This window comes from Burkholderia sp. WTPI3, from assembly GCF_021483755.1.
Classification (GTDB): Bacteria; Pseudomonadota; Gammaproteobacteria; order Burkholderiales; family Burkholderiaceae; genus Burkholderia.
The window spans coordinates 1-21243 of the sequence record NZ_JAGIXF010000035.1; the positions used below are offsets into that span (position 1 = coordinate 1).

Genomic DNA, 21243 nt, shown 5'->3' on the forward strand with positions numbered 1-21243 from the left:
GGTGAAGCCCGGCAGTGGCGCGGCGGGACCGGCGCGCACGCTGCCGCGCGACTTGCGCTCGACGTCCGCCAGCGGCCGAGCGAACACGCCGAGCGCGTCCGTCTGCGACACGAGCCCGAGCGTCGCGGCAAACGACGGACAGTGCAGCACCCGCTTCGGTATTTCGAGCCCGTGCGGCGTGAAGATCGAGTGCACCAGATCGTCGCCGCCTTCCCCGTAACGCGGCACACACCATTGCGCGTCGCCCAGCTCGCGCAGCGAACGCGCACGCGCGAGCCGATGCCGGGCTCGGGCGACGACCACGAACGCCGTGCGAAACAGCGCGATGCTCGCGAATTCGTCGGGATCCGGCAGCGCGTTCGACAATTGATGGGTAACGATGAAATCGAGCGAACCGTCACGCAGCCGCGCGAGATCGGTCGCGGTCAGCGCATCGTCGACGTTCACGGTCGCGCCGGGCAGCTTGCGCGTGAACGCGTCGAACGCACGCGGCAGGATGGTGAGCGCGACGGTCGGGCTGACCGCGATCGCCACCGATCCGCTCGTGCCGAGGCGCAACTGCTCGATTTCGTCGTGCGTGCGCTGGATCTCCTCGACGATCAGCCGCGCGCGAATCGCAAACGCGCTGCCGTAGTCGGTCAGCGCGACGCCCTTGACGCTGCGCATCACGAGCGGCACGCCGAGCTCCGCTTCGAGCTCGCGCACGATGCTGCTGACGGCCGGCTGCGTAACGCCGAGCACGCGGGCCGCGCCGCGGATGGTGCGGTGTTCCGCGACCGCGAGAAACGCATTGAGCTGCTTGAGCTTCATGGGGTGACAAGAGGAAGTTATCGCACACAACGAAATCTTGGATTTTTCTTATCGAATCGAGTGTATATGCTCGGAGCTTTTCAGGAGCGGCCACGATGATTCTCGTTAACCAGCAACGGCTGTGGGATTCGCTGATGGAGATGGCGACGATCGGTGCGACCGCGCGCGGCGGCAGTTGCCGGCTGGCGCTGAGTACCGACGAGGTGCTCGGCCGGCAACGCTTCATCCGCTGGTGCGAGGAAGCCGGGTGTGAAATCCGCATCGATCCGATCGGCAACGTGTTCGCGCGCCGGCCCGGCACGCAGCCCGACGCGCCGGCCGTGATGTGCGGCAGCCATCTGGACACGCAGCCTCTCGGCGGCCGCTTCGACGGCGTCTATGGCGTGCTGGCCGGGCTCGAAGCGATTCGCACGCTGAACGAGCATGGTGTCGTCACGCGCCATCCGATCGACGTCGTCGCGTGGACCAACGAAGAGGGCTCGCGCTTCACGCCGGGCATGATGGGCTCGGCCGTTTATGCGGGCACGCTCGATCTCGACTACGCGCTGGCCCGGCCGTGCATGCAGACTGGCGTGCTGCTGGGGGACGAACTCTCGCGCACCGGTTTCGCCGGCTGCGAGCGCGAGCGGCAGATGCCGAAGGCCTATTTCGAAGCGCACATCGAACAAGGCCCGGTGCTGGAGAATGCCGGTGTGCCGATCGGCGTCGTGACCGGCGTGCAGGGCATCTACGAACTCGACGTCACGGTGACCGGCTTCGAGTCGCATGCGGGCACGACGCCGATGAGCGTGCGCCGGGACGCGATGGGCGTGGCGGCCGCGATGATCGCCGCGATCGTCGAGCATGGGCACGCGTTCGATGCCGATGCGCGCGTGACCGTCGGCCACGTCGCGTGTCAGCCGAATTCGCCGAGCACGATTCCCGGGCTGGTGCGCTTCAGCGTCGACGTACGCCATCCGTCGCAGCCGGCGTTGCAGCGGCTCGTCGCCGATATCGAGGCGATCTGCCGCGAGCGCATCCCACTGCGCGGCACGCAGGTTCAGGTGCAGACCATCGCCGAATACGAGCCGGTGGTGTTCGATGCCGATTGCGTCGAGCGCGTGCGGCAGGCGACGGTGACCGCCGGTTATCCGTATCTGGAGATGTGCAGCGGCGCGGGGCACGATGCGGTGAACCTGTCGTACGTCGCGCCGAGCGCGATGGTGTTCGTCCCGTGCAAGGCGGGCCTGAGCCACAACGAGGCCGAGGATGCCGATCCGCGGCACCTCGCGCAAGGCGCGTCGGTGCTCGCGAACCTGCTGGCCGATTGCGCGCGGTAGCGGGGCGCGGCAACGCGTGCGGACGCGTTTCTCGTCTGCGTGAAAATGTCGGACAATGGCGCGGCATGTGTGCCGTGCCCGCCCGGGCGGCGCGTTCAACCGCTGCATTCACGCTGGCGAGATCCCCATGTCCACGACACCTCCCCGGGAACTGCTGAAAGCTGCTGACATCGCGAAGATGGAGCCGACGCGCGCAGTGCATTCGCTGAATCCCAATGCCGTTCTCCTCAAAAGACCGCTCAGCGACCTGACCGGTCTCACGCAGATCGGTACCCATCTGCTCACACTGATGCCGGGCAGCGAGTCGTCCGAGTATCACCGTCACCTGTACGAAGAGGAATGCGCCTACGTGCTGTCCGGCACGGGCGTCGTCACGATCGGCGAGCGCCGTCACGACATCGGCGCGGGCGACTTCCTCGGCTTCCCGCGCGGCGGCGAAGCACACATGCTCGAGAACACGGGCGATGCGCCGCTCGAACTGCTGATCGTGGGGCAGCGTCTCGAACACGACGTGTGCGAATACCCGCGAATCGGCAAGCGGCTGCATATCGCTGGCGAACTCGAAGACTTCGTCGAACTGCCTGCGCAGTCCTGAGCGCGCGTTCGCTTGCCCGCCGGGCGCGCACCGTTTCCCGCGCGATCCCTTCCGCGCGATCCGGATGGCAGTTGCCGGCACGTTCGCTCGCGCTCGCGGCGTCGCGCTTATGATGCGGGAACGCCACCGACAGGATTTCATGCCATGGACGCGCCGCACCCGCCGATGAACGCACCGATTCCCGAAACGGAACCTGACACCGAAACCGTCGCCGAGCCGCGTGCGGCGCGCGTGCAGCGGCCCGTCGCGCTCGTCACCGGATCGACGTCCGGGATCGGCGCGGCCATCGCGCGCCGCCTGGCGGCGGACGGTTACGCTGTGATCCTGCATTCGCGCGGTTCTGCCGACACGGGCCACGCGATGGCGCGCGAACTCGGTGCAGCCTACGTGCAGGCCGATCTCGCGGACGATGCGGAACGCGTGCGGCTGATCCGCGACGCGCTCGCCGTGCACGGCCGCCTCGACGTGCTCGTCAACAATGCGGGCGTCAGCCGCGTGATTCCGCACGACGATCTCGCCGCCGCGACGCCCGACGTATGGCGCGAGATGCACGAGATCAACGTGATCGCGCCATTCCGGCTCGTCGCCGAAGCGCAGCCTGCGCTGCTCGAAGCGGCGTCGAGCGGGCGTGCCGGTTGCGTCGTGAACGTCAGCTCGCATGCGGGCGTGCGGCCGAAGGGCGCGTCGATTCCGTATGCGGCGGCCAAGGCCGCGCTCAATCACACGACACGCTTGCTGGCGCGCACGCTCGCGCCGGCGATTCGCGTCAATGCGGTCGCGCCGGGGCTCGTCGATACGCCGCTGACCGCCGACTGGACTGAAGCGCAGCAACTCTGGCGCGAGCGGGCACCGATGCGCCGCGCGGCGACGCCGGACGACGTCGCGCAGACGGTTGCGATGCTCGTCGCGTCCGATTACGTGACGGGCGAGATCGTGATGCTCGACGGGGGAATGAACCTGACGTGACCGAGGGTTGAGGCGGTCGGCGCGATCAGGGCGGTTGATGCGACGCGGCCGCCTCGTGCCCGCGTCACCGCCGGCGGCGGAGCCGCCGGGCGGTTTCACCGATCGCAGGTCCCGGGGTCAGCCGAGATTCGACCGCAGCCGCGCGAGCGCCTGGTCGTGCGTGCGTTCGAACTTCAGCGGCGTGACGGCGATGTAGCCTTCGCCGAGTGCGACCGTTTCCGAATTCGCATCGTCGTCGCGCGGCCCGCGGGCCAGTTTCAGCCAGTGGTATTCGATGTCGCGCGGATCGCGCCCCGACACGATCTCGACGCCCTGCAGCGTGCCGGCGCCCTGATTCGTCGCCTTCAGGCCGCGCACGTCGTCGGCCGGCCGCGGCGGGAAGTTCACGTTCAGGCACGCGTCGCTGTCCCAGCCGGCCGCGACGAGCCGGCGAATCACGTCCGGCGCATGCGTGAGCGCCGTATTCCACGGCACCGCGTTGCGGTCGCTGAACGCCTGGCTCAGTGCGATCGCCGGCACGCCGACCAGCATGCTCGTCATCGCGGCGCCGACCGTGCCGGAGAACACTGTTTCGGTGCCGAGGTTTGCGCCGCGATTCACGCCGGACAGCACGAAGTCGGGCCGTGCGTCCTTCATCAGGTGGCTGACCGCGATCGCGACGCAATCGCCCGGCGTGCCGCGCACCGCGAAGCGGCGCTCGTCCTTGCGATGCACGCGCAGCGGCTCGTGCAGGCTCAGCGAATGCGACGTGCCGCTCTGGTCCTCGGCCGGTGCGACGATCCAGACTTCGCGTGCCAGTTGCGTGGCGACTTGCTCGAGCACTTCAAGGCCGGGGGCGTCGAATCCGTCGTCGTTGGTGAGCAGGACGCGGTCGAACAGCGGGCGGGTTTCTTGCATCGGGACGATCCTCGCGGATAGGCAGTGAGATAGGCAGTGAGAGGGGAAAGGCATCGCGGGTACATCCGCAAGGCTAGCATCCCGTCGCGACGCGTGTCGTGTCGAGCGCGGCCGCACGCGGCACCTGCATGCGAAAACGGGCGCATGGCGCGCCCGTTCCCCGATTCGAAAAACCGCCCGTCCGGCGGGTCGGAACCGCGTTTCGCGCGTTACCCGAGCACATGCCGCAGCAGGCCGGCCGATGCGACGCCGACGATCACGGTCGGCAGGATCGACAGGCGCGTCGCCGCGAGCAGCGTGATGGCGAGCGCGAGCAGGTCGGCCGGACGCGTCGACACGAAGGCCGGCGCGATCACCGAGATCAGCACGCAGCCCGGCACGTTCTCCATCACCGACGCCATCCGCGGGCTCAGCGTGCGGTTGCGCAGCAGCACGTAGCCGAGCACGCGCGACAGGTAGGTCGTCGACGCCATCAGCACGATGGTCGCCACCGTCGCGAAATCAGGCAGCATCGCGCGGCTCCCACAGCAGCGCGGCGATCAGGCCCGCGCATGCGCCGGCCGCGACGTACCACGCACCGGGCACGGCCAGATGCGTGGCCGCCGCGACGACGAGGCTCACGAACCACGGACGGCTCGCGCGCAGGCCCTTCCACATCCCGCGCAGCAGCACCAGAAACACGGCCGTGAACGCCATGTCGAAGCCGTACTGCTCGACGTTGCCGATCGTCGGGCCGACCGCCGCGCCGAGCGTCGTCATCGAGATCCACGTCAGGTACAGCCCGGAACACACGCCGGCGTAATACGGGACGCTGATATGCGTGGCGGAGCGCGAGCGCGCGTCGGCGAGCGACATCGCCCAGCTCTCGTCGCACATGAAGAACAGCGCGGCGAACGCGCGGCGGCGCGGCAGGCGCCGGATGTAAGGTGCGAACGCCGCGCCCATCAGGATGTGGCGCGAATTCACGAGGAACGACATCGCGACGATCAGCGCGATGTGCGGCGGCGAGGTCCACAGATGGATCGCCGCGAATTCGGAGCCGCCACCGAAGTTCAGGCCCGTCATCATCGGCACTTCGAACAGGCTCAGCCCTTTTTGCGCGGCCTGCGCGCCGAGCACCAGCGCGAACGGCACGAAACCCAGCATGACGGGCAGCGCGGCGCGCAATCCGCGACCCATCTCGGCGACATAGGCGGGCTTGTCGCGAAGCCCGGACGACGTTGAAACGCTACTGCTCATTACTCCTCCTTGGGGGGAGGATTGTCTGCTTTTTTGACTCGAATCGGATTGCGTTGTGGCCAGATATTCCGGAGAATTTGGCATTGAATGTGTAATTCGAGATTTTTTTGGAATTTGGTGCCAATGAAGCTTGACGCTATCGACCGCCGGATCCTGAGCGCGCTGCAGCGCGACGGCCGCATGCAGAACGTGGAACTCGCGCACGAGGTCGGGCTGTCGCCGTCGCCGTGCCTGCGCCGCGTGCGGCTGCTCGAGGAAGCGGGCGTGATCGAGAAATACGTGGCCGTGCTGAACCCGGCGAAGGTCGGCAAGGGGTTGACGATTTTCACGCGCGTCTGGCTGAAGGGGCAGGACGCGGGAACCGTGAACCGCTTCGCCGAGGCCGTCCAGCAGATGCCGGAAGTCGTCGAGTGTCATCTGATGGCCGGCGACTGCGATTTCCTGCTGCGCGTGGTGGCGGCCGACATCGACGACTATCGGCGCTTCCAGATGGAATACCTGACGCGCATTCCGGGCGTGCTGAGCGTTAAGACCGACATCCCGATGCAGAAGATCAAACTCACGTCGGCGCTGCCGACGTAACGCGCTGCGGGCGGATGGCGAAGGCGGCAAGCATGGTCATCGGCCGGTGACAATCGCCCGATAAACTGGCGGGACAAGCCGCTTCGCCGCACACCGGATGCATCGCTCTCCGGCGTTCCGCGCGCAAGCAACTAACGGTCAACCGCGTAGCGATCGGACGGGCGCGATGCGCGACGTTCTTCGCAGGTCGGTGCGTTTTCTCGTCGGGTCGCGCATGCAGCCATTCAACAGTCCGTGGAATTCGCTGGAAATCGTCAAGCTCGTGCTCGGCGTGCTGACGCCGTTGTCGGTCGCGTGTCTCGGCTGGCTCGTCGCGCGCCGGCTGAAGCGGCTCGAACTCGTGCAGTGGACCAACCAGCGGCTGATCGAGAAGCGGCTCACGCTGTACGACACGGTCGCGCCACAGCTCAATGCGCTGCTGTGCTTCTACACGTGGATCGGCTACTGGAAGGACATCTCGCCGGACGACGTGATTCGCGCGAAGCGCGAGCTCGACCGCACGTTTCACATCTATCGCTACCTGTTCGACGACGACGTGTACGACGCGTATCACACGTTCATTCACGCGCTGTTCGAGATGCACACGGGGCCGGGCCGCGATGCGCGGATCCGTTCGCTGATCCAGGCGCCGGACGGCGACCGCAGCGTGCACGGCACGTATGAATGGAAGCCGGCATGGGCCGAGCGTTTCTCGACCGCGAACGTGACCGACAAGGCCGACGTGCTGGAGCATTACACGCGGTTGATGGAGCGGCTGCGCGTCGCGCTCGGCGCAAATCGCTGAACGCCGTTCGCTCGTTGCCTGTTGCTTGTCGTGCGCCGGCATCGGAATCCGCTACCCGGCGACGCGGATCGATCCTCTCCCGCATGCAGCGGATGTGCGACACGGCGGCTGACATGCTCGCGGCCATCACCACTCGCGCGAGGTGCGCTTGCTTGTCGACCCGGATGCTTCGTCGTTCATGATCCGCCGGCCGGGTGCGGCGACTCAAGCGAACGAGATCACGAGTTTCTTGCCGCAAGCGGTTGCGTACTTGCGCAACGTATCGATGGACGGTGAATGCTGGCCCGTTGCGAGCGCGCGCTCGAGGCGCGTCACCGCCGGTGCCTTCGTGCCCATGCGCTTGGCCACATCGGCTTGCGACAGCCCGGCGTCGCGCCGCGCAGCCAGCATCGCGTCGAGCAGTGTGAGGTCTTCGCGGTTCAGTCGTTCGTATTCGGCGTGCACCTCGGGGTCGGACAAAGCGCGCTCGCGCAGTGCCTTATACGTTGCCATCTTGAACCTCCTTCAGTCGGCGGCGCGCGGTTTCCAGTTTTTTCCGTGGCGTCTTTTGCGTCTTCTTCACGAAACAATGAAGCATGACGATACGCCGGTCGACGATCGCGCAGTAGAACACTCTGGCGATGCCTTCGGCGCCCTTGAGTCGCATTTCGTACAGCCCGTTGCCCATCGACTGGGTGTGCGGCTCGCGGAGGTTCGGGCCGTACTGCTCCATGCGGTCGGCGAGCGCGAAAAAACGGGCGAGCAGTGTCTTCGGTAACGTGATAACGCCCGTTTCTACGCGCGCATTGAAGAACTGAATCTCATACGCAGTAGCCAGCGCAGTAACAAATATGTTATGCAGGCGCAAGCGCGATTTCCGGCCGCGACTGCGAATGCAGGCGGCCGGTCGCGTTCCAGACGTTATTAGGTCGCTCGGGGGGCTCGACTAAAAGGGGAAAGGCCCGGCTGCATTCGTGCGGACCGAAGCGCGCGAGGCGCGATGCGGTGTCAGCGCGGACAACGCCTGTTGAAAGAACCGCCCCGGGGCGATTGCAGCCGGCGACAGCGTCAGTGCCGCCCGGCCACCGCGAGCCGCGCGGCCAACCCCACGAACACCGTGCCGAGCAGATACTGCGGCAGCTTCGACGGCCGGCGGCGCGCGCCGATCCGCTGGCTCAGCCGGCTCGCGGACAGAATCACCGCACCGTTGACGACGATTCCGATCAGGTTGAGCACCGTCGCGAGCACGAGAATCTGCACGGCGATCGACCCGTGCTCCGGCCGCACGAACTGCGGGAACAACGCGAGCACGAACAGCGCCATCTTCGGATTCAGCAGGTTCGTCGTCAGCCCCTGACGGAAAATCGCGACGGTCGAGCGGCGGCGTTTCGACGCAACGGGGGACAGCGCGGTCGCATCCGAGCGGAACGTCTTCCATGCGAGATACAGCAGATAGGCCGCGCCCGCGAAGCGCACGGCGTCATAGGCGATCGGCACCGCGACGAAGAGCTGCGACAGCCCGAGCGCGGCCGCGAGGGCATGGCAGTACGTGCCGGCCTGGATGCCGGCGAGCGTGGCGAATCCCGCTCGGCGGCCCTGGCTGACGCTGCGCGATGCGATCAGGAGCATGTCGGGGCCCGGTGTGGCGGTCAGCGCGAGACACGCGCCGGAGAACAGCGCGAGCGTGGAGAGGTCGAGCATCGGAGTCCCTTTTGGCTGGAGAGGCGTGAAAGGGAGGTCAGTTTAGGAGCGTCGGTGACGAGGGTCAATCGACCGAGCGGTCGATGGTTCGACACCCCGGCACGGCGGGTGTCCGATGGATTCCGCTGATTGCCGGGACGGTGCCCGCACGACGCCGGCTCGATCGTCCGCGCCGGTTACCGCTTCCGGCAAGCCACCTGGTAATCGATCACGGTATTCGCGGACGGCGTGTCCGGCTCGCCGCCGACCGTGGTCACGCCGAGCACGCCGGCCGTGCTTCGATACCGCAGCGCGCAATAGCCCATGCCGGTGCCCGAGCATGCTTCGGCTTCGATGATCCCGTGTTTCGCGAGCGTTGCCGCGCCGTCCATCGAGTCCGGCGTCTCATGCGGGCGCAGCGGCTGCCAGCCATGCGAGATCAGGATCTTGCGTGCCGCATCGAGCGGCTTGCCGTACACGTTGGGCACGACCGCACGCCCGTGACAGTACGTGCGTTCGGCGGAGACCGCGGTCAGCCGCAAGCCGCCGTTCTCTTCGCGCAGCTCGCCGACGGGCGGCGCCGGGCCGTCGCCGCCCCAGACCAGCAGCGCGCCGCTTTCGAGCTGATCGACCGAGCCGAGTTGCCAGTGGGCCGCCCGTGCCGTGTAGCCGAGCGCGACGAGCGCCGTGCCGTCGAACACGCCGATGTTGGCGTTGCGCGCATAACAGATCGCGCTCGTTCCCGGTTTGAACCCGCTCGCGAACGTGACGACCGTGTAGCGGCCGAGCGGCGCCTCGGACGTCACGAGCCAGCCGAGCTTCGCGACGTCGCGGCCGGCCGCGGTAGCGGCCTTCACGCGATATCGCGCGCAAAATTCGTCGAGCGAGCCGTTCTCCGGCGAGCGCGGCAGTGCGCCGAGCGGAACCAGCGACGCGCCGGCGATATCGGACGCCGTCCGCAGCGTATCGGCCGCCGCCGCGCCGCTGACCGCAATGCACGCGAGTGCCGCGATCGATGCGAAGCGGCGGGCAAACGGCTGGGCATGAATGCGGGGCACGTGATCTCCGGGAAAAGAGGGTGGCAGGGTGCCTGCCCGTCGCGCGCGGCTCAGTCCTTCGCGACCACGTCGATCCGCAGCGCTTCGCCGCCGTCGACGATCGCCAGCAGTCGATCGACGTTCGGGTGCGCGCCGGGGCGGTTGCGTGCGTCGGCGGTGTGTTCCGCGAACACGGCGAGGCCGTGCTCCGCGGCCTTCGCGTCGAGCGTGCCGAACGCCTGCTTCAGATAGTTGTACACCGCGAGCGAGCCTTGCTTGCCCGGCTGGTTCTCGATGCTGGCGACCACGTCGCCGTTCGCGCCGACGAGATCGATGCGCGCGACGCCGTCGATGGCCGGCAGTTGCGCGAGATTGTCCTTGAATACTTGGGTCGGTTGAATCACTGGAAACACTCCGTCGGTTCGGTCATGGGCCAATCAGCATGGCCGGCCGTATCTTATCCGATGGCGTGGCGGACCGTGCCGCGCGGCGTTTCGCCGGCGGTCCGGCGGGTCTGGTTCGTGTCGGCGCGCATCCTGGCCCGTCCGCGCGGCGCTCCGGATTCCGGTCGTGCCGCCCGGACGGCACGGCACGCGCGCCCTCGGCATCGCGCGCGCTTTTCCGCTAGAGTGGGAGACCGCCGGCCGCGAACGCAGCCCGCACGGGCGTGCAGCGGCCACGCCGCCATTGCACACGAGGGCCCGATGGACATTGAGCAACGCTACACCGCCAACGCACCGACACGCGCGGAAGTCGACGCACTGACCGGTGCCACCGTCATCGAATTCGGCGCGAACTGGTGCAGCATCTGCGCGGGCACGCAGCCCGCGATCGTCGCATCGTTCTCCGCGCATCCGGCCGTGCGGCACCTGAAGATCGAGGACGGCCCGGGCCGTCCGCTCGGTCGCTCGTTCGGCGTGAAGCTGTGGCCGACGCTGGTGTTCCTGCGCGACGGAGTCGAAGTCGCGCGCGTGGTGCGCCCGGCCGACGCGAAGCAGATCGAAGCCGACGGCTTCGCCGCGCTCGCCTGAGGTCGCGATCATGCAACAGGCCATCACGCACGTCGGTGTCGATACGCGCGGCAGCGGCCTCGTCGAGTTCACGCCGCAGGTGCGGGCATTCGTCGACCAGCATGCGATCCGCACCGGCCTGCTGACCGTGTTCTGCCGCCATACGTCCGCGTCGCTGCTGATCCAGGAGAACGCCGATCCGTCGGTGCAGCGCGATCTCGAACGCTACTTCGCGGCACTCGCGCCCGAGGACGATACGCGCTACGAGCACGACACCGAAGGTGCCGACGACATGCCCGCGCATCTGCGCACGGCGCTCACGCAGGTGCAGCTGTCGATCCCGGTCGAGCACGGACGCATGGTGCTCGGCACCTGGCAGGGCATCTACCTGTTCGAGCATCGCCGCGCGCCGCACCGGCGCGACATCGTGCTGCATCTGATCGGCGAGTAGGCGCGGGCGCCGGGCTGAAGCGGGGCGGCCAACGCCGCACGCAGCCATGCCCGCCTCGATCAGCCGAGCAGCTTCTCGACGAGTGCGCCGAGTTCGCTCAAGTGAACCGGCTTCGGCAGGAATGCGTCGAACACCCGCTGGTTCTCGCGCAGCGCGGCCGATTCGTACGCGCTGACGCCCAGGAGCGCCGGGAACTTCCCGTCGTCGTTCGGCTGGGCGGCCATGCGGATCCGCCGCGCGACTTCGAAGCCGCTCAGGTCCGGCAGTTCGAGATCGAGCACGACGAGGTCGTAATGCGCATCGTTGAAGCGCGCGACGCCCGCGTGCCCGGTGCCGCACAGATCGGCGTCGAGGCCCAGCGCGGACAGCATCGCGCCGAGCGTCTCGCGCGCGTTGTCGTTGTCGTCGACGACGAGCGCACGCCGTTCGCGATGCGTGGCGACCGCGGTCCATGCGGGCGCGTCGCCGGCCGTTTCGGCGGCATCGGGCGCGTCGGCCGGCAGCGTCACGACGAACTCGCTGCCTTCGCCGACGACACTGCGCACGTCCACATGACCGCGCAGCGTCGTCACGATCTCGCGCACGACGGCGAGGCCCATGCCGATCCCGTCCACATGCAGGCCCACCGCATCGTTCGCGCGATAGAACGGCTCGAAGATTTTCGGCAGATGCTGCTTTGCGATGCCGGCGCCGGTGTCGCGCACGGCGAGCTTCAGTTGCCGGCCGGCTGGCGCATCGGCGAGCGCGATCGATATGTGGACCGATCCGTCGATGGTGTACTTGACCGAATTCTCGATCAGGTTCGACAACACCTGCCGCAACAGCTTGCGATCGGAGCGGATCGCGAGATCATGCGGCTCGACCTGCTGCACGACCTCGATCCGCCTGGCCGCGATCTTCTCGCGCAGCGGATCGAGCACCTCGGCGAGCAGCGACGCCATGCCGACCGTCTCCGATTTGGCGTGGCGCTTGGTGGAGCGCAGCTTGATGTAGTCGGTCAGGTCCTTGACCAGTGCTTCGAGCGACGACGCGGAATTCTGCAGCCGCCGGATCGTCTTCAGGTTCGCGTCGGACTGCGGCCGCGCGAGCAGGATCTCGATCGACCCGCAGATTGCCTGCAGCGGCGTGCGCAGTTCGTGGCTGACCATTCCGAGGAACGCGTTCTTTGCCTCGATCATCTCGAACGCGCGATCGGACGCCTTGCGTTCCGCGTCGAGCGCCGCGTCCTGCCGCTCGAGCAGATCGTCGCGCGTGCGCATCGTATAGAACAGCAGCAGGAACAGCGCACACAGGATCACGCCGAGGATGATGCCGAGCGACAGGATCGCCCGCTGCTTTTCCTTCAGCTGATGGAACGTGAAGTCGCGCTGCGCCATCTCGATCGCGCGGAAGTAGTTCGCGAGGCCGTTGACCTTCGGCCAGTACCGGTCGACCTCGTCGATCACGCGCGGCGCGCCGTTCGGCGCGTCGCGCAGCGAGGCCACGTCATGCTTCAGGCGCGTCATGAATTCGCCGAGCACAGCGATTTCGTCGCGCGCGCGCGGGATGCGCAGCCAGTATTCGGACACCTCGGAAGGCCGCTGCAGGAACCCGAACGACACCGACAGGCTGTCGAGCTGCATCTGCACGTGATCGAAGTTGTCGTCCACGCGTGTCGCGTAGAGGATCAGCTGGCGGTCGAAGCGCGTATAGACGTTCCGGTATTGCGCGGCGGTCCAGAACACGCCTTCACGCGGCCCTTCGAGCACTCCTTCGTTGACCGATGTCGCGAGCAGGTCCGACAGCAGGAACGCCCACGCCGCGAATCCCATGATCCACAGCGTTCCCAGAACCACGATGATTTTCTGGTTTTTCCATCGTCCGCGCCTCAGCCTCATGTCGTGCGCTTACTTCACGGTCAGGCCGATGATCTGCCACGCGAACTTCGCTTCGCCGAGCGGCGTCTTCAGCTCGTCGGGATACTGGTCGCGCGGATACATGACCCACAGCGGACCGTAGTTGTCGTTGTCGAGCACCTTGCCGTTCATCGTGCGCGCGAGGATGACGCCGTACTTGTCGGCGTCCGAGACGGGGATCGTGAACGTGTATTCGTCGATGCAGCGGAATTCGATCTCGGTGCCGTGCGCGTCGACCGTCTTCAGCACGTCGGACAGGCTCGGGCCGGTGAAGGTCGCCGTCGGGGTCCAGCTCGTCGACGTGACGATCGTGTGCTGCGGCAGTGCCATCAGCGCCTGCTCGGAAAAGACGAACGACGTTTTGTCGGGCTGGTTGCTGCGGCCGATGTTGCCGTCGACGGTGAACGTGAAGGACGCGGCCCAGCTCGCGGCGGCCATGCCGAGCAGGGCCGCGGCGGCCACGCTCTTTATCCACATCGTCGAAACTCGCATGTCTTTTCCTCGTTGGTGTAATGGTAGGTTTTCGTTGCGGCGTCAGTTCGCCGCGGCGACGGCCGGCAGCGCGATCTTCAGTTCGCGCGCCACTTCGGCGAACAGGATCGGCAGGCGCACGGGTTTTTCCTCGCAGCGCGTGTTGTAGTGCGACACGATATGCGCGATCTCGTCCTCGCTCGCTTCGCCGGTCGAGATCTTGCCGGTCAGCAGGAAGATCGGGGCACCGCCGTTCTCGCTCGAGCGGATGCCGCGCACCAGATCGGCGGCCGTCTGGTCGCCAAGCATCCAGTCTAGGATGTAGCCGTCGAAATCCTCGACCTCCAGCGCCTTGCGGAACGATGCGCCGTCATGGTACGGGATCGCGTTCACGCCTTTTTCGATGAAGTATTCGCATAGGGTTTCGGCGACGTCCCGCGAATCGTCGACCACCGCGATGCGCGCCGCATACACGTTCGGCTGGCTCGAGCGCAGCTCGATGACGTCGACCGGGTACGTGCGCCCTTCGCGCGCATGCTCGCGTTCGGTGACGATCCATTCGCCCTGCCACTGCAGCGCGACGAAGTCCGTTTCGATCTGGCTGCTGGCCTTCGTCGAGATCGCCGCGCGGCAGCGAAAGCGGCGCGACTCGATCACGAGCGTCGCGTCGATCATCTCGGCGGCGGCGGGCTGCGCGCCCTTGTCGTCGAGCAGGAACGCGGGCGGCACGCCGAAGTGCGTCGCGATGTCCTGCAGTTGCGACAGGTTCCACGGGATCAGGCCTTTCATCTTGCGCGTGACGACCGAGAAACTCAGGCCGAGCACGTTCGCGATCGTCGTGTTGTGACTTCGCGGCGGAATGCCGTTGCGCGTCAGCAGATCGCGCACCTTGGTGGCGGTGATGAGATCGACGTTGGCCTGCTCGCTATTGGACATCTTGAAGGGGTCTCCCGGGTTTCAGCGACGAAGAGGATATTCAAAAGTGACGCGATACGCAAACTTCGAAATCGCAAATCACCTTGACATGCCATATTTCTCCATTATTATTGCTCACCACGTCACTATTGTTTGCTGCGTCAGGTTTGGAGGCCGATGTCGACACTGGTCGGCACAGCGAAAAGCGGCTGCGACGAAGTGACTGAACGATTCGAAAGAGAACCTGAGAGAGCCTTGGACTGCGTGTCGGCGTTGGCGAATTGTATTCGCCTCGCCGCGCGCAAACCGGGTGAGCGCTCGCGGGGGTGAATGGGGCGCGAGGCAGTGCGGCGCAGATAAAACGTTGGGAAGGCAAAGAAGATGGTTCGCCGTTTACTTGCACCGGGGCTGCTGTTGCTATTGGCCGCGTGCGCGCAGGATCCGTCCGTCACGAGCAACACGGTGCGGATCTGCGACGAAACCGGTTGTTCTGATCGTCCAAAAGATCAGGTCTCCTATCAAAAAAGGGACGATTCGGACGACCGTGAAGACCCGCGCATCGTATCGCTGAAGCAGGCCGCGAAGACCCAGCCGAAGGCTGCCTACGACCTCGGCCTGCGTTATTTCCGCGGCGACGGCGTACGTCAGGACAGCTACCAGGCACTCAAGTGGATGCGTGACGCAGCCGAGCGGGGCGACCTGCAGGCGCAGAAGGCGCTCGGCAGTTTCTATCTGTTCGGCCTCGAGGAGATGGGCTCCGATCCGCGCGAAGCGGACAAGTGGCTGTCGATCGCGGCAGCCCGCGGCGACAAGGAATCGAAGAAGCTGCTCGAGCTTGCCCGCAAGGCCAGGAAGGAAGACGAAGAAGACTGGAAATGGCGCACGCAGTGGCGTGATGTCTATTACGGCTACTGGTATTCGGGCTATCCGTACTATGGCGTCTGGCATCAGACGTACTGGTACTACTGACCGGACCGACAGCAACGGGGGCTGCAGCGGGGAGACCACCATCGCGCGCCACGCCGGGGGGCTTATCGAAGTTCGCACGGACACATAAGCCGAACAACGACTCTATCGATCGACAACGACATGAAGACCATCCTTTCCCAACGTCTTACTCAAGGTGCGCTGGTTGCAGCGCTTTGCGCGTCCGTCGCCGGCTGCGGCGGCATGGTGATGCCCGGCGGCCAGAATGCCGGTGTGACGGGCGCCGCCGCGGGCGGCACCAGCGCCGGTGCCGATTCGGGCCTGCAGCGCTGCACTTCGCCGCTCGGCACGATCGCCGTCGACGACGGCCGCAATGCCGACTGGTGGGGCCCGTTCGGCAGCGCGACCAAGATGACCACCATCGACCCGCTGCTGCGGCTGGCCGTTCAGCAGTCGAACTGCTTCGTGATCACGTCGATCGGCAACCAGAAGAGCGACGCACGCCTGTCGCGCATCACGCAACTGCAGCGCAACTCGGGCGAATACCGCGCGGGTTCGAAGCAGCAGAAGGGCCAGCGCGTCGCGGCCGACTACTACATGGAACCGCAGATCGTCATCAACGATTCGCCGATCGGCGGTATCGGCAGCATGATCGGCGGGCTGATCGGCAACAGCGCGGTGGCGGCGGTGGCCGGCCACCTGCAGACGAAGGCATCGGTCGTGACGCTGACGCTGTTCGACGTGCGCTCGGCCGTGCAGATCGCGGCGTCTGAAGGCAGTTCGACGGCGACCAACTACGGTGCGGCGCTCGGCGGCTTCGGCGGCGGCGTGGGCGGTGCGCTCGCCGGTTTCTCGTCGACGCCGGAAGGCAAGGCGACCGTCGTCGCATTCATCGACGCGTACAACAAGATGGTCGTCGCCCTGCGCAGCTACAAGGCGCAGGACGTCAAGGGCGGCCTTGGCCGCGGCGGTCAGCTGCAGGTCAACTGACGCTGCCGGGCCGGCGGTGCGTGCCGCCGGCCGATTTCCGATACATGACTGTCCGTGCGCGCGGCGCCGTCCGCGCGTACCGGCTTCGTTCGTCCTTTTCGCTTCGAGGTGATTCCGATGAAAGCTGCCGCATTGATCGCACTGACCTGTCTCGCACTGACCGCTTGCGGCGGCGGCGACGACAATTCCTCGCCCGCCGCGGACGGCGGATCGGGGACGAGCAACAACGGCGGCAGTGGCGGTAACGGCAGCGGCAACGGCGGATCCGGTGGCTCGGGCGAATCCGGTGGTTCGGGCGGCAGCACGCTGACGTGGCGTTACGACGCGCAGACGCCTGCGACGGACGGCCCGGGCTTCCTGACGCTTCTCAACAGCGAAGGTGCGAAGGGCTATCGCTATCTGGGCGACGTCTACTACGACCCGACCAACGGCGGGACGCGCTCGATCTTCGTGAACGACGGCACGGCGCAGACTTATACGTATCAGCTGCAATCGCCGCCGAAAGACTGGTCGGGCTTCCTCAGCCAGGCCAACGGGGAAGGCGCGAACGGCTACCGTTACGAAGGGCCGTACGGTTTCGGCTATCTGTATCGCAAGGACGGCGGCTCTTCGGATACCTACACGTATACGACGACGGGCCTTCCGGGCGACCCGAACGCGTTCCTCACCCAGGCGAACGCGCAGGGCCAGTCGGGTTACTGGTTCTTCAGCGCGATGGTCGTCGGATCGGTGCAGGCGAATGTGTACATGAAGAACAACGCATCGAGCGCGACCTATACGTACGATGCGCTGGCCCCGGCGACGACCATCAACGATTTCATCGCGCAGGCCAATAGCGAAGGCGCGAAAGGGTATCGAGCGAAGGGCGGGCAGGTGTTCGGCAGCACGATGTCGTGGATCTACGTGAAGGATCAGACGCAATCGCCGACCTTCACGTACCAGTCGGCCGCGATCCAGTCGACCGGCGCGAACTACGTGCAGCAGGCGAACGATTTCGGTGCGCAGGGCTCGGCTTACCTGAGCGACATCGAGTTCGGTACGACGCCGCCGCTCGCGACGGCGTCGTTCTATTTCAAGCCGACGAACTGCACGGGCTTTCTGTGCACGGCGCTGAATCCGCTCACGCAGAACTGAGCTGGCGCTGCCGGCACGACGATGGTGCGCGGGCCGATCCTGTCCGGATGCCCGGTGCATGCCGAATCGGGTGCGTGCGATGCGCCCGTCTCGTTCGCGGACGCATCTTTCGCCGGCGGGATGGCGTTTCGTATGCGTGCGCGTGCGCGACCGTGGCGATTGGACGAAGCGACTTGTCCGGCAGGGGAGGCGCCCGTCCCCCGATTTAGCCGACAACCTTCGTTCAAGTTCAAAACAATCTTTCAAACAAATCGGACGTGTACTAAAAGGGTAATGCACGCCTGATTTTCGCAGTGCCGTTTGGCATGATCGGGATATCACTATCCCGAATGTTTCCATCGTGACGGCCGGTTCGGCAGGGAATCCGCTGCATGTTCGTGCGCCGGGCGCCGTCACGCCGAGCCATGCCATACAGCACGCTTCAGTCGATTCGCCGTTATCAGAGCATCTCGATGTTCGGGGGCGGCATCGTCGTCACGATCCTGATCCTGATCGCCTGCGGGCTCGGGATCACGTCGATCGTATACGGCTACCTGGACGGCGAGCGGCGCAATTTCCTGAACGGCCTCGAGGAAGCCGCCGACGAGGTGCAGATGGCCGAGACGTCGTTCCGCAACGGCGTCACGAACACGCAACTCATCTGGCGCGAGATCGGCCCGGCGCCGGCCGACGTCACGAATGCATTCTTCGCCCACGGCCAGCAGCTCGCGATCAAGCCGTATCCGTCGCTCGTGGTCGGCGTGCCGGGGCAAACCGCACAGCGCGACGAGGTCGCGCGCTATCTCGCGCTGTCGTTCCTGCTGTCGCGCATCTGCGCGGCGAGTTCGATCAATCGCGGGCGTACGCTCGAGGGCTATCACTACAGCACGCGCACGGGGATGTTCGGCTTCGTGCCGCACCTGGCGCGCGACAATCCGGCGCTCGCGTCGACCGACGCGCGTGCGCATGTGCTCGACGCGCTCCGCATCGATTTCGACGGGCCGCCGCCGGCCGCGAACGACGGGCGGCCGAACGTCCGCTGGTTGCCGCCCTACGTGAATCCCGTCACCGGACAGGCGCGCATCCGCGTGGCCGCCGAGGCGCGTGCCGGCGGCCACCCGTTTGCGGTGCTGGTCACCGAATACGCACCGGAATACCTGCTGTCATGGCTGTCGGGACGTGCGCCGGCCGGCACGTTCTTCATCGTGTCGACGGAGAACCGTCTGATCGCAATCGATCCCGGCGTCGAGCGCACGAACGCGCTGACCGAGCGCTTGTTGAGTCTCGACGTCGCGCGCGATGGCCACGCGTCCGGCGAGCCGTTCTTTCGCGATGGCGCGATCGTGTTCGGCAGCAAGCTCGCGGCAACCGGCTGGACGATCGCCTATGCGCTGTCTTGGGCCGACGTCATGGCCGGCATCGGCGCGCAGGCCGGCGCGCTCGCGGGGGCGACGCTCGTCGCGATCGTCGTGATGTGGCTGTTGCTCGTGTGCTTTCACCGGCGCGTGCTCGTGCCGGTCTATGCGCGCTCGGCCCGCGTGTTCGACAGCGAGGAGCTGTGTCGCAGCGTGATCGCGATGGCGCCGGTCGGCATCGGTCTCGTATCGTTGTCCGACCGGCGCGTGATGCTCGCGAGCGACGCACTGACGCAGATGCTCGTACCGCACGGCGGCGATCACCATGCGCTGTCCGCACAGGTGCTCGAGAAGTACGACGCGTTTGTCGCGAACGGGGGTGCCGGCCGGACGATGATGACCGAGTTCGCACTCGATGCACACGGCGATGCGCCGCTGCATCTGGAGGTCATCGCGCACAGCGCGCGCTACCAGGGCGAAGACGTGCTGATCGCGGCGTTCGCCGACACGAGCGCGCAACACCGGCTCGTGCATCAGCTCGAGGAGGCGGTGCGCGCGGCCGATTCTGCGAATGCGGCCAAGTCGTCGTTTCTCGCCGCGACGAGCCACGAGATCCGCACGCCGCTGAACGTGATCCTCGGCAATCTCGAACTACTTGAACGCACGGCGCTCGATGCGTCGCAGCAGAGCCGCGTGCGGACACTGCGCGCATCGGCCGAAGGTCTGCTCGCGATCGTCAGCGATATTCTCGATTTCTCGAAGATCGAAGCTGGTGCGATGTCGGTCGAGTCGATCGAGTTCGACGTGATCGCGGTGATCGAGCGCGAGCTTGCGGCGTTCGCGCCCGTCGCCAGGGCGAAAGGGCTGCCGCTATTCGCCGATATCGATGCGAGCGGCAGCCAGCAGATGCGCGGCGATCCGACGCGGCTCGCACAGGTGGTCGGCAACCTGTTGAGCAACGCGATCAAGTTCACGAGCGAAGGTCGCATCGTCGCGCGCGTGGCGGTCGGGCGCAATGCGCGCGGTGCACTCGAGCTCGCGATCGGCATCGAGGATACGGGCATCGGGATCGACGTCGCGCAGCAGGCCAGGCTGTTCAAGCCGTTCTCGCAGGTCGACGCTTCGATCACGCGACGCTATGGCGGCACGGGGCTCGGGCTCGCGCTGTGCGATCGGCTGGTCGAGGCGATGGGCGGGACGATCTCTGTCGAAAGTGCGCCGCGCGTCGGCAGCCTGTTCACCGTACGCTTGCCGTTGCGCATGGGTATTGCGCCGAAACTTCCGGTCGGTGCGCGTGCCGGCGCCGGCAGGACACTGATCGTCGTGTCGCCGGAGGACGCCTGGCGTGCGTTCGCATTTCCGCACCTGCGCGCATGGGGTTTCGACGTCGTGATGCATCCGAATCCGATCGGAATTGCAGCCGGGTGCCTCGCGCGTGCCCACGCGGTCGTGCTCTTCGGCGATTCCGATCAATGGCGGCGAGAGGAACTCGACAGCCTCGGCGGCGGTGCGCCGATTGTGCTGGCGACGCCGGACGGCCCGCTGCAGCCGGACGTCGCGGGCCGCACGATCCGCGTGTCGAGCTATTCGCTGAACGGGCTGCGCACGGCGATCGAGCAGGCGCGCGTCGTGAGCGTCGGACAGCGGCGCCAGGCGACCGGCGAAGCCGATGACGGTCGACCCGGAGCGGTTTCCGGTACGCGTGTGCCGCGTGTGCTGATTGCCGACGATGCGGCCGTCAACGGCTCGATTTTCCGCGAGCAGTTGGAGGTGCTCGGCTGCATGGTCCGATGCGTGTCGTCCGGCGGCGCGGCGCTCGACACGCTCGTGACCGGCGAGTGGGACGCGCTGCTGCTCGGCGCCGACCTGCCCGACATGTCGGCCCGTGAACTGGCGGAAGCGGTTCGTGCGCGCGCCGTGCCGTGCGACATGATCGTCGTGGCATCGCATCTCGCGCCCGACGACGCCCGGCGTTACGCGGCATCGAACGTGGAATGCGTGCTGACCAAGCCCGTGACGCTGGCGGACCTGCGCCAGAGTGTCGCGCGCATCGCGCGGCGGCGCGGAATCGCGTTTCCTGCGGGTGCGGAGGGCGAGCGGTCGACGTCGAGAGCGATGGCGGCCGCGGCGGTGCACGGGCAGGGACGATAAAAGAAAAGCGACACCACGACGACGTCGATCGGCGGTGTCAAAGCGGGGAAGGCAGACACGCCGCATCGCTCCGGTGT

Annotated in this window: 23 protein-coding genes; 11 read left to right on the forward strand and 12 right to left on the reverse strand. The window is 66.6% G+C overall.

Annotated features, from left to right (window positions below; translation table 11 throughout):
• Window positions 1-810 (reverse strand): LysR family transcriptional regulator (locus J7024_RS19665; RefSeq protein ID WP_234745379.1); only part of this gene is annotated, 810 nt, incomplete at its 3' end.
• Between the two features lie 95 nt (window positions 811-905).
• Between J7024_RS19665 and J7024_RS19670 the strand changes: the two genes are divergently transcribed.
• The 3 genes from J7024_RS19670 to J7024_RS19680 all read left to right on the forward strand — a co-directional run bounded on the left by J7024_RS19670 (window position 906) and on the right by J7024_RS19680 (window position 3690).
• Window positions 906-2129, forward strand: a complete 1224-nt coding sequence (locus J7024_RS19670) for a Zn-dependent hydrolase (protein WP_124829685.1) — start codon at window positions 906-908, stop codon at window positions 2127-2129.
• A gap of 127 nt (window positions 2130-2256) precedes the next feature.
• Window positions 2257-2724: a cupin domain-containing protein gene (locus J7024_RS19675; protein ID WP_124829684.1), complete on the forward strand. Its 468-nt coding sequence runs from the start codon at window positions 2257-2259 to the stop codon at window positions 2722-2724.
• Window positions 2725-2868: 144 nt separating this feature from the next.
• Window positions 2869-3690, forward strand: coding sequence for an SDR family NAD(P)-dependent oxidoreductase (locus J7024_RS19680; protein WP_234745381.1), 822 nt, complete (start codon window positions 2869-2871; stop codon window positions 3688-3690).
• A 117-nt stretch (window positions 3691-3807) separates the two neighbouring features.
• Here J7024_RS19680 and surE read toward each other — a convergent pair whose 3' ends face one another.
• The 3 genes from surE to J7024_RS19695 all read right to left on the reverse strand — a co-directional run bounded on the left by surE (window position 3808) and on the right by J7024_RS19695 (window position 5826).
• Window positions 3808-4587, reverse strand: coding sequence for a 5'/3'-nucleotidase SurE (gene surE / locus J7024_RS19685; RefSeq protein ID WP_175751142.1), 780 nt, complete (start codon window positions 4585-4587; stop codon window positions 3808-3810).
• Between the two features lie 209 nt (window positions 4588-4796).
• A complete protein-coding gene (locus tag J7024_RS19690; protein WP_390679495.1) occupies window positions 4797-5099 on the reverse strand; it encodes an AzlD family protein in 303 nt (100 codons plus the stop codon).
• Window positions 5089-5826, reverse strand: a complete 738-nt coding sequence (locus J7024_RS19695; protein WP_124829681.1) for an AzlC family ABC transporter permease — start codon at window positions 5824-5826, stop codon at window positions 5089-5091. The genes J7024_RS19690 and J7024_RS19695 overlap by 11 nt, the downstream gene beginning before the upstream one ends.
• Before the next feature lie 123 nt (window positions 5827-5949).
• Here J7024_RS19695 and J7024_RS19700 point away from each other — a divergent pair, with 123 nt between their 5' ends.
• Both J7024_RS19700 and J7024_RS19705 read left to right on the forward strand, forming a co-directional pair.
• Entirely contained in the window at window positions 5950-6408 is a 459-nt protein-coding gene (locus J7024_RS19700) for an Lrp/AsnC family transcriptional regulator (protein WP_098554569.1), read from the forward strand.
• Between the two features lie 214 nt (window positions 6409-6622).
• Complete coding sequence (locus tag J7024_RS19705; RefSeq protein WP_124829680.1) at window positions 6623-7192, forward strand: hypothetical protein; 570 nt, start codon at window positions 6623-6625, stop codon at window positions 7190-7192.
• A 204-nt stretch (window positions 7193-7396) separates the two neighbouring features.
• On the opposite strand, the gene J7024_RS19710 is transcribed toward J7024_RS19705, so the two are convergent.
• The 5 genes from J7024_RS19710 to J7024_RS19730 form a co-directional block, all read right to left on the reverse strand.
• A complete protein-coding gene (locus J7024_RS19710; protein WP_124829679.1) occupies window positions 7397-7684 on the reverse strand; it encodes a helix-turn-helix domain-containing protein in 288 nt (95 codons plus the stop codon).
• A complete protein-coding gene (locus tag J7024_RS19715; RefSeq protein ID WP_233410065.1) occupies window positions 7671-8039 on the reverse strand; it encodes a type II toxin-antitoxin system RelE/ParE family toxin in 369 nt (122 codons plus the stop codon). Before J7024_RS19715 ends, J7024_RS19710 begins: the two co-directional genes overlap by 14 nt.
• Before the next feature lie 200 nt (window positions 8040-8239).
• Window positions 8240-8872, reverse strand: coding sequence for a LysE family translocator (locus tag J7024_RS19720; RefSeq protein ID WP_124829678.1), 633 nt, complete (start codon window positions 8870-8872; stop codon window positions 8240-8242).
• 176 nt (window positions 8873-9048) lie between these two features.
• Window positions 9049-9909, reverse strand: a complete 861-nt coding sequence (locus J7024_RS19725; protein ID WP_124829677.1) for a PASTA domain-containing protein — start codon at window positions 9907-9909, stop codon at window positions 9049-9051.
• Between the two features lie 50 nt (window positions 9910-9959).
• Window positions 9960-10292 carry a DUF2322 family protein gene (locus J7024_RS19730; protein WP_124829676.1) on the reverse strand — a complete coding sequence of 111 codons (333 nt, stop codon included), beginning with the start codon at window positions 10290-10292 and terminating at the stop codon, window positions 9960-9962.
• A gap of 300 nt (window positions 10293-10592) precedes the next feature.
• On the opposite strand from J7024_RS19730, the gene J7024_RS19735 reads away from it, so the two are divergent.
• On the forward strand, window positions 10593-10919 hold the full coding sequence (locus tag J7024_RS19735) for a thioredoxin family protein (protein WP_124829675.1): 327 nt from the start codon (window positions 10593-10595) through the stop codon (window positions 10917-10919).
• Window positions 10920-10929: 10 nt separating this feature from the next.
• Window positions 10930-11349 (forward strand): secondary thiamine-phosphate synthase enzyme YjbQ, encoded by a 420-nt coding sequence (locus tag J7024_RS19740; protein ID WP_124829674.1) that lies wholly within the window; start codon window positions 10930-10932, stop codon window positions 11347-11349.
• Between the two features lie 59 nt (window positions 11350-11408).
• Here J7024_RS19740 and atsR read toward each other — a convergent pair whose 3' ends face one another.
• From atsR to J7024_RS19755, 3 genes are read right to left on the reverse strand one after another with little or no spacing between them, the layout of a single operon-like run.
• Window positions 11409-13220 (reverse strand): hybrid sensor histidine kinase/response regulator AtsR, encoded by a 1812-nt coding sequence (gene atsR / locus J7024_RS19745; protein ID WP_124829756.1) that lies wholly within the window; start codon window positions 13218-13220, stop codon window positions 11409-11411.
• A 15-nt stretch (window positions 13221-13235) separates the two neighbouring features.
• A complete protein-coding gene (locus J7024_RS19750; RefSeq protein WP_124829673.1) occupies window positions 13236-13736 on the reverse strand; it encodes a molybdopterin-dependent oxidoreductase in 501 nt (166 codons plus the stop codon).
• 42 nt (window positions 13737-13778) lie between these two features.
• Window positions 13779-14651: a helix-turn-helix domain-containing protein gene (locus tag J7024_RS19755; RefSeq protein WP_124829672.1), complete on the reverse strand. Its 873-nt coding sequence runs from the start codon at window positions 14649-14651 to the stop codon at window positions 13779-13781.
• Between the two features lie 360 nt (window positions 14652-15011).
• On the opposite strand from J7024_RS19755, the gene J7024_RS19760 reads away from it, so the two are divergent.
• The 4 genes from J7024_RS19760 (at window position 15012) to J7024_RS19775 (ending at window position 21166) form a co-directional block, all read left to right on the forward strand.
• The gene (locus J7024_RS19760; protein ID WP_124829671.1) at window positions 15012-15599 is read left to right on the forward strand and encodes a tetratricopeptide repeat protein; all 588 of its coding nucleotides are present in this window, start codon (window positions 15012-15014) and stop codon (window positions 15597-15599) included.
• 120 nt (window positions 15600-15719) lie between these two features.
• The gene (locus tag J7024_RS19765) at window positions 15720-16547 is read left to right on the forward strand and encodes a hypothetical protein (RefSeq protein ID WP_124829670.1); all 828 of its coding nucleotides are present in this window, start codon (window positions 15720-15722) and stop codon (window positions 16545-16547) included.
• 117 nt (window positions 16548-16664) lie between these two features.
• Window positions 16665-17681 carry a hypothetical protein gene (locus tag J7024_RS19770; protein ID WP_175751144.1) on the forward strand — a complete coding sequence of 339 codons (1017 nt, stop codon included), beginning with the start codon at window positions 16665-16667 and terminating at the stop codon, window positions 17679-17681.
• A gap of 404 nt (window positions 17682-18085) precedes the next feature.
• Complete coding sequence (locus J7024_RS19775; RefSeq protein WP_124829668.1) at window positions 18086-21166, forward strand: ATP-binding protein; 3081 nt, start codon at window positions 18086-18088, stop codon at window positions 21164-21166.
• Window positions 21167-21243: the final 77 nt, after the last annotated feature.